The organism is Trabulsiella odontotermitis, from assembly GCF_001188485.1.
GTDB lineage: Bacteria > Pseudomonadota > Gammaproteobacteria > Enterobacterales > Enterobacteriaceae > Trabulsiella > Trabulsiella odontotermitis_A.
On record NZ_JNGH01000093.1, the window covers coordinates 1 to 16762 of the forward strand.

Annotated in this window: 11 protein-coding genes, 3 pseudogenes and 1 riboswitch; of the genes and pseudogenes, 9 read left to right on the forward strand and 5 right to left on the reverse strand. The window is 55.2% G+C overall.

All coding sequences use genetic code 11. The annotated features are described in order from the left end of the window. Window positions 1–135: 135 nt before the first annotated feature. Together murI and btuB are read right to left on the reverse strand one after the other, a co-directional pair. Window positions 136–987, reverse strand: a complete 852-nt coding sequence (murI, locus tag GM30_RS13170) for a glutamate racemase (protein WP_049848983.1) — start codon at window positions 985–987, stop codon at window positions 136–138. Next, the gene (gene btuB / locus GM30_RS13175; protein WP_049848984.1) at window positions 932–2764 is read right to left on the reverse strand and encodes a TonB-dependent vitamin B12 receptor BtuB; all 1833 of its coding nucleotides are present in this window, start codon (window positions 2762–2764) and stop codon (window positions 932–934) included. The genes murI and btuB overlap by 56 nt, the downstream gene beginning before the upstream one ends. 65 nt (window positions 2765–2829) lie before the next feature. Next, a riboswitch (cobalamin riboswitch) is annotated at window positions 2830–3012 on the reverse strand. A 102-nt stretch (window positions 3013–3114) separates the two neighbouring features. Between btuB and trmA the strand changes: the two genes are divergently transcribed. Beyond that, window positions 3115–4215, forward strand: a complete 1101-nt coding sequence (gene trmA / locus GM30_RS13180; RefSeq protein ID WP_049848985.1) for a tRNA (uridine(54)-C5)-methyltransferase TrmA — start codon at window positions 3115–3117, stop codon at window positions 4213–4215. Window positions 4216–4258: 43 nt separating this feature from the next. Here the strand turns inward: trmA and zapB are convergent, their stop codons facing one another. Continuing rightward, complete coding sequence (gene zapB, locus GM30_RS13185; protein ID WP_124965962.1) at window positions 4259–4504, reverse strand: septal ring assembly protein ZapB; 246 nt, start codon at window positions 4502–4504, stop codon at window positions 4259–4261. A 456-nt stretch (window positions 4505–4960) separates the two neighbouring features. Here zapB and GM30_RS13190 point away from each other — a divergent pair, with 456 nt between their 5' ends. After that, window positions 4961–5809 carry an MIP/aquaporin family protein gene (locus tag GM30_RS13190; protein WP_049848986.1) on the forward strand — a complete coding sequence of 283 codons (849 nt, stop codon included), beginning with the start codon at window positions 4961–4963 and terminating at the stop codon, window positions 5807–5809. A 20-nt stretch (window positions 5810–5829) separates the two neighbouring features. Continuing rightward, the gene (gene glpK, locus GM30_RS13195; RefSeq protein WP_049848987.1) at window positions 5830–7335 is read left to right on the forward strand and encodes a glycerol kinase GlpK; all 1506 of its coding nucleotides are present in this window, start codon (window positions 5830–5832) and stop codon (window positions 7333–7335) included. 55 nt (window positions 7336–7390) lie between these two features. Here the strand turns inward: glpK and gltS are convergent, their stop codons facing one another. Further along, complete coding sequence (gene gltS / locus GM30_RS13200; RefSeq protein ID WP_049848988.1) at window positions 7391–8593, reverse strand: sodium/glutamate symporter; 1203 nt, start codon at window positions 8591–8593, stop codon at window positions 7391–7393. A 284-nt stretch (window positions 8594–8877) separates the two neighbouring features. On the opposite strand from gltS, the pseudogene GM30_RS13205 reads away from it, so the two are divergent. The 5 genes and pseudogenes from GM30_RS13205 (at window position 8878) to GM30_RS13220 (ending at window position 14779) form a co-directional block, all read left to right on the forward strand. Next, a pseudogene (locus GM30_RS13205) lies at window positions 8878–10094 on the forward strand (nucleobase:cation symporter-2 family protein). Further along, a pseudogene (locus GM30_RS13210) lies at window positions 10091–11323 on the forward strand (AsmA family protein); the annotation flags it as partial. The pseudogenes GM30_RS13205 and GM30_RS13210, both read left to right, overlap by 4 nt. A 4-nt stretch (window positions 11324–11327) precedes the next feature. Then, window positions 11328–11639, forward strand: a pseudogene (locus GM30_RS27950) (AsmA family protein); the annotation flags it as partial. 179 nt (window positions 11640–11818) lie between these two features. After that, complete coding sequence (locus GM30_RS13215; RefSeq protein WP_049848989.1) at window positions 11819–13390, forward strand: PTS transporter subunit EIIC; 1572 nt, start codon at window positions 11819–11821, stop codon at window positions 13388–13390. 12 nt (window positions 13391–13402) lie between these two features. Continuing rightward, window positions 13403–14779 (forward strand): family 4 glycosyl hydrolase, encoded by a 1377-nt coding sequence (locus GM30_RS13220; protein WP_049848990.1) that lies wholly within the window; start codon window positions 13403–13405, stop codon window positions 14777–14779. A 4-nt stretch (window positions 14780–14783) separates the two neighbouring features. Here the strand turns inward: GM30_RS13220 and GM30_RS13225 are convergent, their stop codons facing one another. After that, window positions 14784–15524 (reverse strand): MurR/RpiR family transcriptional regulator, encoded by a 741-nt coding sequence (locus tag GM30_RS13225; protein ID WP_049848991.1) that lies wholly within the window; start codon window positions 15522–15524, stop codon window positions 14784–14786. Between the two features lie 628 nt (window positions 15525–16152). On the opposite strand from GM30_RS13225, the gene GM30_RS27250 reads away from it, so the two are divergent. Next, window positions 16153–16746, forward strand: coding sequence for an MFS transporter (locus tag GM30_RS27250; protein ID WP_238582647.1), 594 nt, complete (start codon window positions 16153–16155; stop codon window positions 16744–16746). The last annotated feature ends 16 nt before the right edge of the window (window positions 16747–16762 follow it).

Consider the following 16762-nt stretch of genomic DNA (forward strand, 5'->3'; position numbering starts at 1 on the left):
TTAACTTCACCTGACAGGCCGGTGTTTACGCCGTTGTGCCGTGTCAGTGGAGGCGCATTATAGGGAGTTCTGCGGCGTTGACAAGCCCTCTTTTCAAAAAACTTTTCAACCGCCTTATTTTTGTCCAAAGTGAGATTAAACCGCCAGATTTTCGAGCGATTCAAAGCCGTAACGGCGCAAAACGGGTAAAAGTTGTTCGGTCTCCGGCGTCAGCGCCATACAAAACGCGATATTGGCGTCGGCAGATTTCGCATCCGGCGCTTCATGTTCCAGCAGCCAGGCCGTTCGACGCGCGATAGCCGCGCCGGAATCCACCAGGCGCGTCCCTTCGGGCAGCACCTGTAATAGCTCTTCCTGCAGTAATGGAAAATGCGTACAGCCCAATACGACGGTATCCGGCGGTTCCGGCATCCGCAGCCACGGGCGCAGAATACGACGCAGCTCATCAAGCAAAACCGGTTTGCCGTGCAGTTTGGCTTCGGCCAGCACCACCAGCTCCGCCGACCCCAGCATTTCGATGTGGCATTCATTCGCAAAACGATCGATCAGCTCGCGGGTATAAGGTCGCTTCACCGTACCACGCGTCGCCAGCAGGCCGACAATGCCGTTCGCCGTCAGACGCGCCGCCGGTTTAATCGCCGGAACGACACCCACCACCGGAAAGGCGAATTTCTCGCGCAGTGCAGGAAGAGAGACTGTACTAGCGGTGTTGCAGGCAATCACCGCGAGGGAAAGCGGATAGCGTTGCTGGACCGCCGTGACGATCTCAACAACACGCTCGACGATAAAATCCTCGCTCTTCTCACCATACGGAAAAGCGACGTTGTCGAAGGCATAAATGTAATGCAGATCCGGCAGCAGTTGCCGGATCTCATCATAGACCGACAACCCACCGACACCGGAGTCAAAGACCAGTACGGTGGGACGTGGATCAGAAGGTGTAGCTGCCAGACAAGGTGTATTCTCGTCCTGCAGTTTGATAGCCATAAACCGTCTCGTAATCTTTATCGAACAGGTTTGCTATTTTACCACGAACTGTGAGGTGAGAGGTGACCGGATACGAAACTGCGACATCCCACAAACTTACACCACCCAGTTTGACTTCACGCGTCGGATACGCACTAAAGTCATCGTCATAGCGCGTACCAAGGTAGCGGTATGCGAGATTCCAGTCGAGATCCCACACCTGCCAGTCGAGCTGATATTTCACCTGCTGTTTGGAGCGACGCTTAAGCACTTCATTGGTATTCGCGTTACGTGGGTCCACATAATCATAAGAGATCTGGTGCGCCAGCGGGCCAGTATCAAACTGCGCCGTAGCTTCGATTCCCTCGATTCGCGCTTTGTCGACGTTATAGAAACGGTAGTTCGCGTCATAACCAATCAGGTTATCAACATCATTTCGATACGCGCTGATACGCCAGTTTACCGGTCCCGTCAGCCCTTCAAAGCCCCCTTCCCACTGCTTGCTCTCTTCTGGCTTAAGATCAGGATTGCCATAATTTGCGCTGTGGATCTGGCTCATGGTCGGCGCTTTGTAGGCAGTACCGTATGAACCAATGATGCGATAGCCTTCGATAAACTCCCAGGCCGCGCTGGTTTGCCAGGTGCCGTGGTCGCCAAAGTTAGAGTTATCGTCACGGCGAGCTGCCGCCTCCAGCGTGACGCTATCGAACTGCTGCATAGCGGACACGAAGAGGCCGGTATTGCGCTGCTCGTAACCTTTCTCCAGGTAGCCGGTTCCCGCCTGGGTTTTCTGTTTCTGCCAGTCGATACCTGCGCCGATGTTACCGTGTCCCACCGTGAAATTATTCAGCCACTGCGCGGTGTATTGTTTCACATCATCAATGGTTGCGGAGTCGTCGTAGCGACCTTTACTTGGGTCGTAGTTAATATCCTTGCTGCGACCATAGCCTGCCACCAGTTGGGACTGATAAATACCCTGATTAAATCGCAATCCGGTATCCCAGTTCTGGCTATAGAGCTGGCGCGTGTCCGGCGTGCCATCCGCTGTATATGAGGCGTAACCGTCATAAGCGGTGCGGTTGTCATAACCATACCCACGCACAAACCCGCTCAGGTTATCGGTGAGCTGCTGCTCAACGGAACCAAACAGCGACTTACTCATAAAACCGTCGCGATCGGGCTGAGGCGGCGCATCATTCGCACCGATATCAAAACCACGCGTGTAGGTATAGTTCCCCCCCATCGTAATTTTGGTTTTATCGATTTCCTGCTGGAAAGCGCCGTCATAGGACTGATAGCCGTGAGTGCCCACGCCTGCAGAGATCTCCGCGCCCGGCTTATCACGTCCGGTGATAATGTTGATCACCCCGCCAATCGCATCCGAACCGTAAAGGGCAGAGCGTGGGCCGCGAATATATTCGATACGTTGAATCAGGGAGGTCGGTATCTGGCTCAGGTCGGGAGCGTTACTGATTCCGGCATTATTTAACGGAATACCGTCGATGAGCACCAGAACATGACGTGATTCAGTACCACGAATGTAGAAAGAAGACTGCGCGCCCAGACCGCCGCTCTGCGCGATATCCACGCCAGGCAAGCGCTGCATAATCTCTTCAACGCTCTTTGCCTGCCAGCGTTCGATATCTTCGCGAGTCACAACGGAGGTTGGTGCCAGAACGGTATTTACCGGCTGCTGAAAACGGGTTGNNACCACCAGCGTGTCAGGAGTGGCATCCTGCGCCCAGACGGAAAAAGCCGTGGCGGACAACGCCGTCCACAGCGAGACTTTCTTAATCATTGTTAAAGCATCCACAATATAAGAAGGATGCCGCAGGTCTCATCTATAGCACGCGATGATGAAACCAAATGCGACGTATACCGGCAGGTCTTCGGGCTTGAAAGTAAAACTGGATGATGACTTCCCACTTAATTAAGCAGTGTCTGCGAATCGCGATCATCCCACCTTTCCTTACCGCTGCGCGTCAGCTCCAGATTTTCACTGGATTCCCTTTTCACTCACAGGAGACCGGAAACAGAATGCTACAATTAGCGGCATATAGATGTCCAGACTGCTGTTAACCATTATGTCTGGACATCCCCGGCACAATCCCTACAATCGCCGCGTACTTTTATTAATCAGGATGCACCATGACCCCCGAACACCTTCCTACCGACCAATACGACGCGCAGCTGGCTGAGAAAGTCGTCCGCCTGCAAAAAATGATGGCGCCATTTGACGCGCCGGTTCCGGAAGTGTTTCGTTCGCCAGTAAGTCATTACCGCATGCGTGCCGAATTCCGCCTGTGGCACGAGGGTGACGACCTGTACCACATCATTTTCGATCAGCAGACCAAATCGCGCATTCGCGTCGACAGCTTCCCGGCTGCCAGCGAGCTCATCAATCAGTTGATGACCGCTATGATCGCTGGCGTGCGCAACAACCGCGTATTGCGCCACAAGCTGTTCCAGATTGACTACCTGACCACCATGAGCAATCAGGCGGTGGTGTCGCTGCTGTATCACAAAAAGCTGGATGACGAATGGCGCCACGCGGCGGAGGCGCTGCGCGACGCGTTACGGGCGCAGAATCTCAACGTGCATCTGATTGGCCGGGCGACGAAAACCAAAATCGCGCTCGATCAGGATTTCATTGATGAGCGTTTGCCGGTCGGCGGGCGCGAAATGATCTACCGCCAGGTGGAAAACAGCTTCACCCAGCCGAATGCGGCAATGAACATTCAGATGCTGGAATGGGCGCTGGATGCGACAAAAAACGCCACCGGCGATCTACTGGAGCTTTACTGCGGCAACGGGAATTTCTCGCTGGCGCTGGCGCGCAACTTTAACCGCGTGCTGGCAACGGAAATTGCCAAGCCCTCCGTGGCGGCGGCGCAGTACAACATTGCAGCCAACCACATCGATAACGTACAGATCATTCGCATGGCGGCGGAAGAGTTTACGCAGGCGATGAATGGCGTGCGCGAATTCAACCGTCTTCAGGGGATTGATCTGAAGGGCTATCAGTGTGAGACGATTTTTGTCGATCCGCCGCGTAGCGGACTGGATGGCGAGACGGAGAAGATGGTGCAGGCGTACCCGCGTATTCTGTACATTTCCTGTAACCCGGAAACGTTGTGTCAAAATCTGGAAACATTAGGCCAGACGCATAATGTCGCTCGTCTGGCGTTGTTCGATCAGTTCCCCTACACCCATCATATGGAATGCGGGGTTCTGCTGGAACGGAAGTAAGCGAACGAACTGGCCCTCAGCGCACAAGAAGAGGGCCAGCGCATCAGACTTCTTCCATGCGGCCCAGCAGCGCCTGTAAACGCTCCTGCCAGCCGTTCTGCTGCTCGCGCAGGTGGCTGTTTTCGCGCTCCAGCTCTTCGCGGCCCTGCTGTGCAGACTGTACTTCCTGCGCCAGCGTATTGTTCTTTTCTTTCAGCTCTTCGATTTCCATCTGCAGTAACGTGATGGTATCAATCGCCTGCTGTACTTTGGCTTCAAGTTTCTCAAACACTTCTAATGACATCGTCATACCTCTCCTGAACTTGCAAGGCGTTGATAGTAACCCAAACCTGTCGGGTTAAACTGACTCTCGTCCCGGAACTCCGGTGACGCCTTTACGAAAATAAGCGCACTACAGTAATGGCCCCGATTGTATGAAGCCCCGGCGCTGCTGTCCAGCGGCAAGCCGCGCAGATTGCGGTTTGCCAGCATTTTCAGTCTATACCTGGTGCGTTCAGCGCGAATACCTCTAAATTGTTAATCGGTTCGTTAATGAATTGATTCAGCTCACACTCTGCAAAAAGGTGCTTAAACACACAAAATGGCGCGAAAACGCTCATTTTATTGACACAGCACACACATTTTGATTTCGATATTTCTCGTTTTTGCTCGTTAACGATAAATTAACACTATGCCTACATGGCAGCATGGTCGTCTTCGGCCACCATGTACCCTATCATCATCACTTCGTCTTCAGGATCCGATTATGAGCCAGACATCAACGTTAAAAGGCCAATGCATCGCAGAGTTTCTTGGGACCGGCTTGTTGATCTTTTTCGGCGTTGGATGTGTTGCGGCGCTGAAAGTAGCCGGCGCCAGCTTCGGGCAGTGGGAAATCAGTATTATCTGGGGTCTGGGGGTGGCGATGGCCATTTACCTGACTGCAGGGGTTTCCGGCGCACATCTGAACCCGGCGGTAACCATCGCGCTGTGGCTGTTTGCCTGCTTCGACAAGCGCAAAGTCGTCCCCTTTATTATTTCGCAAATTGCCGGCGCCTTTTGCGCAGCGGCGTTAGTTTACGGGCTTTACTACAATCTTTTCTACAGCTTCGAAGAGACGCATCATATGGTGCGTGGCAGCGTCGAAAGTCTTGAACTGGCAGGTATTTTCTCCACCTATCCGAATCCGCACCTCAACATTGTGCAGGCCTTCGCGGTAGAAATGGTAATTACCGCAGTGCTGATGGGTCTGATTATGGCGCTGACGGACGACGGTAACGGCGTCCCGCGCGGCCCGCTGGCACCGCTGCTGATTGGCCTGCTGATCGCCGTGATTGGCGCCTCCATGGGGCCGCTTACCGGCTTCGCGATGAACCCGGCGCGTGATTTCGGCCCGAAAGCCTTCGCCTGGTTTGCCGGATGGGGCAACGTCGCCTTTACCGGTGGCAAGGACATCCCCTACTTCCTGGTGCCGCTGTTTGCCCCGGTGGTGGGGGCGGCACTGGGTGCGTTTAGCTATCGTAAATTGATTGGCGGCCATTTACCGTGTGACGAGTGTGAGGTTGTCGAAGAAAAGGAATCCGCCTCCACATCGCACCAAAAAGCGTCGCTGTAACTGACTACGGGACAAGAATCATGACTGACAAAAAATACATCGTTGCTCTCGACCAGGGCACCACCAGCTCCCGCGCTGTCGTGATGGATCATGACGCTAATATCATCAGCGTCTCACAGCGCGAATTCGAACAGATCTACCCTAAGCCAGGCTGGGTTGAGCATGACCCGATGGAAATCTGGGCCTCGCAGAGTTCCACGCTGGTTGAAGTACTGGCAAAAGCCGATATCAGTTCCGATCAGATTGCCGCGATTGGCATCACCAACCAGCGCGAAACCGCCATCGTCTGGGATCGCGAAACCGGCAAGCCGATTTACAACGCCATCGTCTGGCAGTGCCGCCGCACTGCGGACATCTGCGAACAGCTCAAGCGCGACGGCATGGAAGATTACGTGCGCAAAACCACCGGCCTGGTGATCGACCCGTATTTCTCCGGCACCAAAGTGAAGTGGATCCTAGATCACGTCGAAGGTTCACGCGAACGGGCGAAACGCGGTGAGCTGCTGTTCGGCACCGTCGACACCTGGCTTATCTGGAAAATGACCCAGGGGCGCGTTCACGTCACCGATTACACCAACGCCTCGCGCACCATGCTGTTCAACATCCATGATCTGGACTGGGATGACAAAATGCTCGACGCGCTGGATATTCCGCGCGCCATGCTGCCGCAAGTGCGCAAATCCTCCGAAGTGTACGGTCAGACCAACATCGGTGGTAAAGGTGGCACGCGTATTCCTATCGCCGGGATCGCCGGTGACCAGCAGGCGGCACTGTTTGGCCAGCTGTGCGTCAAGGAAGGGATGGCGAAGAATACCTACGGCACCGGCTGCTTTATGCTGATGAACACGGGCGAAAAAGCGGTGACCTCTGAGCACGGCCTGCTGACCACCATTGCCTGTGGTCCGCGCGGTGAAGTGAATTACGCCCTGGAAGGCGCGGTATTTATGGCCGGCGCGTCCATTCAGTGGCTGCGTGATGAAATGAAAGTCATCAATGACGCCTATGATTCCGAGTACTTTGCCACCAAAGTGAATGACACCAATGGCGTGTACGTGGTGCCGGCTTTCACCGGTCTCGGTGCGCCATACTGGGACCCGTACGCCCGCGGTGCTATCTTCGGCCTGACCCGTGGCGTGAACGCCAACCACATCATTCGCGCCACGCTGGAGTCGATTGCCTACCAGACGCGCGACGTGCTGGAAGCGATGCAGGCGGATTCAGGCATTCGTCTGCACGCCCTGCGCGTGGATGGCGGTGCGGTTGCCAATAACTTCCTGATGCAGTTCCAGTCCGATATTCTCGGCGCGCGCGTTGAGCGCCCGGAAGTGCGTGAAGTCACCGCGCTGGGTGCGGCTTATCTGGCCGGCCTGGCAGTGGGTTTCTGGCAGAATCTGGATGAGCTGCAGGAAAAAGCGGTCATTGAACGCGAGTTCCGCCCGGGAATTGAAACCACCGAGCGCAACTACCGTTACAGCGGATGGAAAAAAGCGGTGAAACGCGCGATGGCATGGGAAGAGCACGACTAAGCCACTGAGCCGTGAATTGAAGCCGGGCATGCGTCAGCGCCGCCCGGCTTTTTTATTAGCCGAAGATCGGCAGCATCAGATACAGCTTAATCACCAGCGCATTGACGATATCAATAAAGAACGCGCCGACCATTGGCACCACAAGGAACGCCATGTGCGACGGGCCGAAGCGTTCGGTAATCGCCTGCATGTTGGCAATCGCCGTTGGCGTTGCGCCAAGACCAAACCCGCAGTGCCCCGCCGCCAGTACCGCCGCATCGTAGTTTTTGCCCATCATGCGCCAGGTGACAAACATCGCGTACAGCGCCATCGCCAGGGTCTGCACCACCAGGATCACCAGCATCGGCAGCGCCAGCGACGCCAGCTCCCACAGCTTCAGGCTCATCAGCGCCATCGCCAGAAACAGCGACAGCGAGACGTTGCCCAGAACCGAGACCGCGCGCTCGAAGACACGATAAAACCCGAGCAGTGCCAGACCGTTACTGAGGATCACGCCGATAAACAGCACGCAAACAAATACCGGCAGTTCAAACGCGGTGCCCGCCAGCAGTTGCGCAACCACACGGCCCACGGTCAGGCAGATGGCAATCAGCGCGATGGTTTCAATCAGCACCAGCGAGGTGATCATGCGCCCGACGTCCGGCTTTTCAAACGCGGTGGGGACTTCCTGATCGTCCGGCGTACCGTCCGGCGTCGAAGAGTGCTTCACCAGATAACGCGCCACCGGGCCGCCAATCAGGCCGCCCAACACCAGGCCGAACGTCGCACAGGCCATCGCCACTTCCGTAGCGTTAGCGAAGCCGTAGCGCTCAACAAACAGTTTGCTCCATGCCGCGCCCGTACCGTGACCGCCCGACAGGGTGATCGAGCCCGCCAGCAGCCCCATCAGCGGATCGAGCCCCAGCACTTTCGCCATCCCGATGCCAATCGCGTTCTGCATCAGCAACAGACCCACCACGACGATCAAAAACGTGCCGAGCACTTTTCCGCCGAGCCGCAGGCTGGCAAGGTTAGCGTTAAGCCCGATGGTAGCGAAGAACGCCAGCATCAGCGGGTCTTTCAGACTCATATCGAAATCAATTTCGATATCCATGCTTTTCTTCAGCACCAGCAACGCCAGCGCCGTGAGCAGGCCGCCCGCGACAGGTTCGGGAATGGTGTATTTCTTGATAAGGGGAACCGTGTGGACCAGTTTGCGCCCCAGCAGCAGCACCAGCGTGGCAGCCACGAGCGTCGATAAGGTATCGAGGTGAAACATAAATAGCTCCTTATTAGCGCATGATCCATTCACACGCGATGTATTGTTCCTGTGCCGATTACGTCTCTTCATGAGAAATCAGGAGCCGGATTTTAATCAAAAAGTGGGCAAAAATTACAGAAAAAAGGTTTATGGCAGGTCAATTCTGGGGAAAAACCGGCTTTAGTGAAATAAAACGGTAAGTTTTCGCTGTTGCGTAAATCATGCCGCCAGCCTCAGCAAACGTTTGCTTTTGCTCCGCAGTTCGCTAAAATCCCCACTTTTCCACCACGGGACTGCCTTAGATGTCTGTTAACACCCTCGAGTCAGAAAGTGCGCAACCGGTTGCGCGGACTCAACCCAGCGAATTAATCTATCGCCTCGAAGATCGCCCGCCCCTGCCGCAAACCCTGTTCGCCGCCTTCCAGCATCTGCTGGCGATGTTTGTGGCAGTCATTACCCCGGCGCTGCTGATTTGCCAGGCGCTGGGATTACCGGCGGAAGATACTCAGCACATTATCAGCATGTCGCTGTTCGCTTCCGGTGTGGCATCCATCATTCAGATTAAGGCCTGGGGTCCGGTGGGTTCCGGGCTGCTCTCTATTCAGGGCACCAGCTTCAACTTTGTCGCACCGCTGATCATGGGCGGTACGGCGTTAAAAACCGGCGGTGCCGATGTCCCGACGATGATGGCGGCGCTGTTCGGCACGCTGATGCTCGCCAGTTGCACGGAAATGGTACTGTCCCGCGTACTGCATCTGGCGCGCCGCATCATTACGCCGCTGGTGTCCGGCGTGGTGGTGATGATTATCGGTCTGTCGCTGATTCAGGTTGGCCTGACGTCTATCGGCGGGGGGGANTGGCAGCGTGGGCGTTAGACATGCTGCCCGCAAACACCGCGCCGACCAATAACGATCTTATTATGGTGCCAACACCGCTCTATTACGGTCTGGGCATTGACTGGAATCTGCTGCTGCCACTGATGCTGGTCTTTATGATCACCTCCCTGGAAACTATCGGCGACATTACCGCGACATCTGACGTCTCTGAGCAACCCGTTTCCGGCGCGGTGTACATGAAGCGCCTGAAAGGCGGCGTGCTGGCGAACGGTCTGAACTCCTTTGTCTCAGCGGTGTTCAATACATTCCCGAACTCCTGCTTCGGCCAGAACAACGGCGTGATCCAGCTGACTGGCGTCGCCAGCCGCTATGTCGGTTTCGTGGTGGCGCTGATGCTGATCCTGCTGGGTCTGTTCCCGGCTGTCAGCGGCTTCGTACAGCACATCCCTGAGCCGGTCCTGGGCGGCGCGACGCTGGTGATGTTCGGTACTATCGCCGCTTCCGGCGTACGTATCGTCTCCCGCGAACCGCTGAACCGCCGCGCGATCCTGATTATCGCCCTGTCGCTGGCCGTTGGCCTGGGCGTCTCTCAGCAGCCGCTGATCCTGCAGTTCGCGCCGGACTGGCTGGAAAANATCGTGCATAACTCTCTTATGTGCACTTCTCAGGATGGAAGCCCATGAAATTTATCGGGAAGCTGGTTCTCTGGCTGCTGATCGCCCTCCTGGTGGTGATCCTCGCCTTCTATTTTCTGCTCCAGACGCAATGGGGCGCGCGGCAGGTCAGCGGCTGGATCACTGACAACACCCGCTATCGCCTCTCTTTCGANGCGATCGATCATCGCTTCTCCTCGCCTGCCCATCTGTTACTGAAAAACGTCACCTTCGGCCGCGACGACAAACCGGCAACGCTGGTGGCGAAAGCAGTGGACATCGGCCTCAGCAGCCGTCAGCTCACCGATCCGCTGCACGCCGACACCATTCTGTTGCAGGACGGCACGCTGAATCTCTCGCCGTCGACCGCGCCGCTTCCCTTCGAGGCCGATCGTCTGCAGCTCAGCAATATGGCGTTTAACAGCCCGCAAACGGACTGGGATTTGAGCGCCCAGCGCGTCACCGGCGGCGTTAGCCCGTGGCTACCGGAAGCGGGCAATATTTTAGGTAAAAAAGCCGCCATCCAGATGAGCGCCGGATCGATGACGCTCAACGGCGTTCCTGCCAGTAACGTACTGATTCAGGGCGCTATCGATAATGGCGTCGTCACGCTCGACACCATCGGCGCCGATATGGCGCGCGGGTCGCTGACCGGCAAAGCACGCCGCGATGCTGACGGTAGCTGGGTGATTGATAATCTGCGACTGGATGAAATCCGGCTGCAAAGCGACAAATCGCTGGCGGACTTTTTCACGCCGCTGACCACGGTGCCGTCGTTGCAAATCGGTCGTCTCGAAGTGACCGACGCACGGTTGCAAGGGCCTGACTGGGCGGTCACCGATCTGGACATGAGTTTGCGCAACCTGACGCTCAGCAAAGGCGACTGGCAGAGCCAGGACGGCAAGCTGTCGATGAACGCCAGCGAGTTTATCTGGGGCAGCATCCATCTGTTTGATCCGATCCTTAACAGCGAGTTTTCCCCGCAGGGCATCGCGCTGCGCCAGTTCACCTCCCGCTGGGAAGGCGGCATGGTGCGCACGTCCGGAAACTGGCAGCGCAGCGATAAAGCGCTGGTGCTGGATGACATCGCGGTGGCCGGGCTGGAATACACGTTGCCGAAAAACTGGAAACAGCTCTGGATGACGCCGATGCCGGCATGGTTGAACACGTTAACGCTGAAAAAAATGAGCGCCAGCCGCAACCTGTTGATCGACATCGATCCCGCCTTCCCGTGGCAGATCACCGCGCTGGATGGCTATNNAAAAAGGCATTCTGGAAGCCACGGCGACCGTTTCCCAACTGCCGCAGCGCCAGGTCAATGTCAGCCTGAACGGGCGCGGCGTGCCGCTGAATGTGCTGCAACCCTGGGGCTGGCCTGCGCTGCCGGTCACCGGTGACGGTAATCTCCAGCTCACCGCCAGCGGTAGCGTGCAGGCCACGGCGCCGCTGAAACCCACCGTCAACGGCCAGCTTAGCGCTGAGAACATGAACCATCAGAAAGTCAGCCAGACGATGCGCGGCGGTGAAGTCACTACGGCGCTTCAGCCTGCGCCTGAAACCCCCGTCACGCCCTAATCTACCCGCCCCTGACGCTGTTCAGGGGCACCCCCATCCTGCGAAACCTGTGCACATTTTGTGACTGTTTGTACCTATTTCTCGCAACTGGTTCCGGTTCGCCTGGGTAGTTGATATAACACCCTTACTGGAAGAGCATTTTAATAAATAAAAACTCCCTTTAAAAAGGTACAACTACTATGTCTGGGATACGTCAACGTATTCTGGAGAACATGCAAAAATTCTCCAGAGCCATGATCGGCGCAGTCTTGTTTTTACCTGTTATTGGTTTAATTCTGGCGTTAAGTTCGATATTAACCAATCCAACACTCATTTCAGAAACGAATTTTTTACATCAAATCGGCCAACTGTTGGGGGACACGTTCTGGCCGTTATTTGGTAATTTAGGATTATTATTCTGCGTAGGGATTAGTTACGGCTTAGCGAAGGATAAAAAAACCGAAGTCGCCCTGGTTGCAGTCATGTGTTTTATTATGTTCCTCGGCGCTAACCACTCCTGGCTGGAATATACCAACGGCATCGCCGAAAAAATTAATGGCGAATTTTACGGCACCGGGCAAACACAAATATTAGGCTTTGTGGTTGTCGATATGGGCGTTTTCCTTGGTATTATTCTTGGCTGCACCATTGCCTGGGTTCACAACAACGTGACCGGTATTGAACTGCCCGGCGCGCTGTCGATGTATGGCGGCGCAAAACTGACGCTGATTGCGATGACCCCGGTGATTATCCTCTACGCGATGGCCTTCACCTGGATCTGGCCGTTCATCACCCACGGCATTACGGCGTTAACCGGCTTCATGAAGAACGCTGGCGTGGCGGGCGTGTTTGTGTATGGCTTCTTCGAAAAATTCCTCATCCCTACCGGCTTGCATCATTTCGTCTGGTCACCGTTCCAGCTCACACAGATTGGCGGCACGCTGAGCGTTGACGGGCAAACGGTCTCCGGGACGCAGGCGATTTTCCTCGCCTACATGCGCCACCCGGATCTGACGCCGGTGATGAACGAGGCACTGCGTTTCTCGCAGCAGGGCATGACCACTATTTTCGGCCTGGCCGGGGCGGCGCTGGCGTTCTACCACACCGCGAAACCGGAGAAAAAAGTGCTGGCGAAGGCCATTCTGTTGCCTGCCATCATCACCTCCATGCTGACCGGGATCACGGAGCCGATTGAATTCACGTTCTTGTTTATCTCGCCGCTGCTGTGGGTGATCCACGCGACGCTGACCGCGGCATCGCAGGCAATTTGCGACATCTTCACCGTTCGCCCCTGGGGCGCGTCTGGCTTAATCGAATTCCTGATCTATAACCTGCCGCTGCCGGTCTCCTTAACCCGCTGGCCGATGTATGTGGTAATTGGTGTCGGTCAGTTCGCGGCGTATTACCTTATTTTCCGCACCCTGGTGGTGAAACTGAAGCTGAAAACACCGGGTCGTGAAGATGACGACGACGTGAAGTTATACAGCAAAGAAGATTACCGTCAGAAAATTAAACAGAATGCGCAAACCAGCAATAACACCACCGATGAAATTATTCGGGGGTTGGGCGGCAAAGAAAATATTATTTCCATCGACAACTGTTTTACCCGCTTACGGGTGGCGGTACATAACCCGGATATTGTTGACGATGCAATATTGAAAAGCACCGGCGCAAACGGCGTTGTGCATAACCGAAATGAAGTACAAGTTATTTATGGTGTCAGGGTGGGGCAAGTACGTTCCAGCGTTGATACCTGGCTGGCAAATAATTAAGTGGGAGACGTTATGAAATTAACCGTAATCGGTGGCGGCGGCGTCCGCTCAGCATTCCTGGCGAAATCGCTGGCGTACAACGCGCATCGCATCGGCTTACAGGAGGTGGTTTTTCTCGACAGTTCTGCGGAAAATCTGACGCTATTCGGTGAAATCGCGCGCTATGTATTTAATACCATTCGTCCGGATATCCATTTTTCCCTGACGACCGATCCCGTTGCGGCGCTAAAAAGCGCCCATTACGTGATCACCACGCTGCGCGTCGGCGGTGATGAAAGCCGGATCCGTGATGAACGCATCGCACTGGAACACAACACGCTGGGTCAGGAAACCACCGGCGCGGGCGGTTTCGCCATGGCGATGCGCTCCATTCCGGCCATTCTGAACTACTGCCGTCTGATTGAAGAGCATGCCGCCAAAGACGCCATCCTGTTCAACTTCACCAACCCGTCAGGGCTGGTGACGGAGGCAATCATTAAGTCCGGCTTTAAACGCCGGGTATATGGCATCTGCGATGCGCCGTCGGAACTCATCCGCGAACTGCCGTCGATTCTGGACTGCGACCCGCAGGATCTGAAAGTCGAGTGCTATGGTCTGAACCATTTCTCATGGTTTACCCATTTCACCGTGCGGGGCGAAGACGTCACGGACCGGTTAATCAACACCCCGGAGCTGTATCTCAAAACCGCCATGCAGTATTTCTCGCCGGAGCTGGTTCAGCTTTGCGACAAGCAGTTGCTGAATGAATATCTCTATTACTACTACTATCGGGAAGTGGCGCTGAAAGCGATTCAGGACGCGCCGGAAACTCGTGGCGAGCAGATTGCCAGCATCAACCACGATATGCGCCAGGAACTGGCGGGTATCAACGTGCGGGAAAACCCGGAAGCGGCATTTAACATCTGGATGAAACACTATCTGCGCCGTGAAAACAGCTATATGCAGAGCGAGTCGCATCAGGAAAAATTCAACACCCGCGAGCCGCTGACGTTGCAGCAGTTTATTGAAGAGCCTGATACTGGTGGATATGCGGGCGTGGCGCTTGATATTCTCGAAGCGGTTAACAGCAACACGACGAAACGCATCGTGGTTTCGCTTGCTAACAACGGCACGCTGGATTTCCTGCAGCCGGACGACGTCATTGAAATCAGCTGCGATCTCAGCAGAACGGGCCTGAAGCCGGTCACGCCGAAGTACGTCCCGACCGCGCAGAAAAATATGATTTCCTGCGTCAAAGAGTACGAGCGTCTGGCGGTAGCGGCGATCCTCAATCGCGACCGCACGCTGGCGGTGCGTGCGTTAATGGCGCACCCGTTGGTGGGCTCATGGTCACTGGCACAAAAACTGGTGACGGCGTATCTCAACGACACGCACTGTCAGGACTGGTAACGGTTTAGTCGGGGGTATCGGCAGACACCCCCGACGCAGTTTGCCTGAACCAGAGTTTAAGCAAATGCTCAAAGCCTAAAATGCAGTAGCCAAAGAAAGGGTTGCTCCAGTAAATATCATCATCGTATTTTTGCGGGTCGTGAATAATAAAGGAGGTATCCGCCGCCTGGGCTAACGGGCTTTGATAATCACCGGTAAAGCAAATGAGATCGATGCCTTTGCCTTCCAGTGCCTTAACCCAATTTAACGCCGAGCTGCTGCGGCCAGATTTCGACACAATCCAGATAGCATCAAATTTTGTTGCAGTTTTTTGTTCGAGTATTTCATAGTCCGGCCATAACGCCAGACTGGCATTAACGCCAATCACCAGGAATTTATTATAAATATATTGTGCAATAAGCTGTGAAAACCCGCTGCCGTGGATCAGAATGCGATAATGTTGTAATCCATTGAGCAGCGGGGTTAACTGCTCTGCAGGCTGAATCTTCATGAAATCTACGTCATTGGTGACGTCCAGCTTGGGCATGGTGATATTAAATTTAATGAAATAGACCAGCTCCAGCCAGCCACTGAATTTCAGTTTCTTTGCCAGACGCACCAGTGACGAAGGATTACTGTAACAACGTTCCGCGACGGCACGAATTCCGTCACGAATACATTGTTCCGGATCGTTCTGGATCGTACGCAAAACGGTTATTTCGGTTTTACTCAGCTTCACATCGCGGAAAATATTTTCCAGTTCCATACATGACCCCCGAATAATGAAAAAGGACTGTAACAGACATGTGGATTTCAGTATGTGTATTCTTTCACTTTTCCGGAATAATAATGCCATGAACAGAAATCTGTCTTTACTGGCGATGGTATTTTTCTTATGGGGGAATATTACCGCCATTAACAGCACCATCATCCTGTTCTTTTATCATTATTTCCAGATTAGCTGGCAGCAGGCGATGCTCATCACTGTCCTGTTTTATATCGCCCCGTTTATCACTTGCCTTCCCTGCTCCGTGCTGATCGCCCACTGGGGCTATCGCCGCGTCCTGCAATTCTCGTTATTGCTGAGCACTGCGGGTTGCCTGTTGCTCGCAGCAGCCATCAGCCTGAATACGTTTTACGGATCGCTGCCGGGCATGTTTATTGTCGCGACGGGGGTGGCCGCTATGCAGGTCGTCGCCAATCCGTACNCCTGAGCCTGGCCTCGGCGGTGAATTCGCTCGGCACCACGCTGGCACCGGTTTTTCTGGCGCTGCTACTAAAGCTGTATCCCGCCGATCCTTACCTGCATCAGGAGCCGGTCAGCGGACTGTGGTTCATGCTGGCGCTGGCCTCGATCGCGCTGCTCATCGGCAGCATCATCATTCGGTTGCCGGATGCGCCCCGCCCTCCGCCAGCAACCGCAGCAGTTGCTGAGCATTGCCGCCATTTTTGTTTACGTCGGCGTGGAGGTGGCAATCGCCACGAGCCTGGTCAAATACCTGACCCTCTCCGCTGGCTGGTCGCCGGAAACCGCCATGTCGCTGGTCTCGCTCTACTGGGGCGGCGCGCTGGTCGGGCGGCTGCTGTTTGGTCTGTTTGCTCACAACGCCCATAACGCCACCGTGTTTCGTGCCGCAGCGCTGCTGGGCGTACTGCTGGTTGCGCTGGCGACAGGGTTAAACAATGCTGCTGGCGGGTGGCTATTGCTGCTCACCGGCCTCGGTAATTCGGTGATGTACCCGATTATTTTTGGTCATACGCTCAGCCAGTTCCCGCAGCAAGCGAATCTGCTGGCGGCGGCGATGGTGATGGCGGGCATCGGCGGGGCGATCATCCCGTGGCTGCAGGCGGTCATCATCGACAACGTCAGTCTTCATCTGAGTTTCCTGCTGCCGATGGCGCTCTATGCACTGCTTGCGGTGTGGGGAAAGTTCGCCTTTGCGAAGGAGAAAAAAAGCGTGGCGCCCGATCGTTGCCCTCTCCCCTGAAGGAGAGAGCATATGC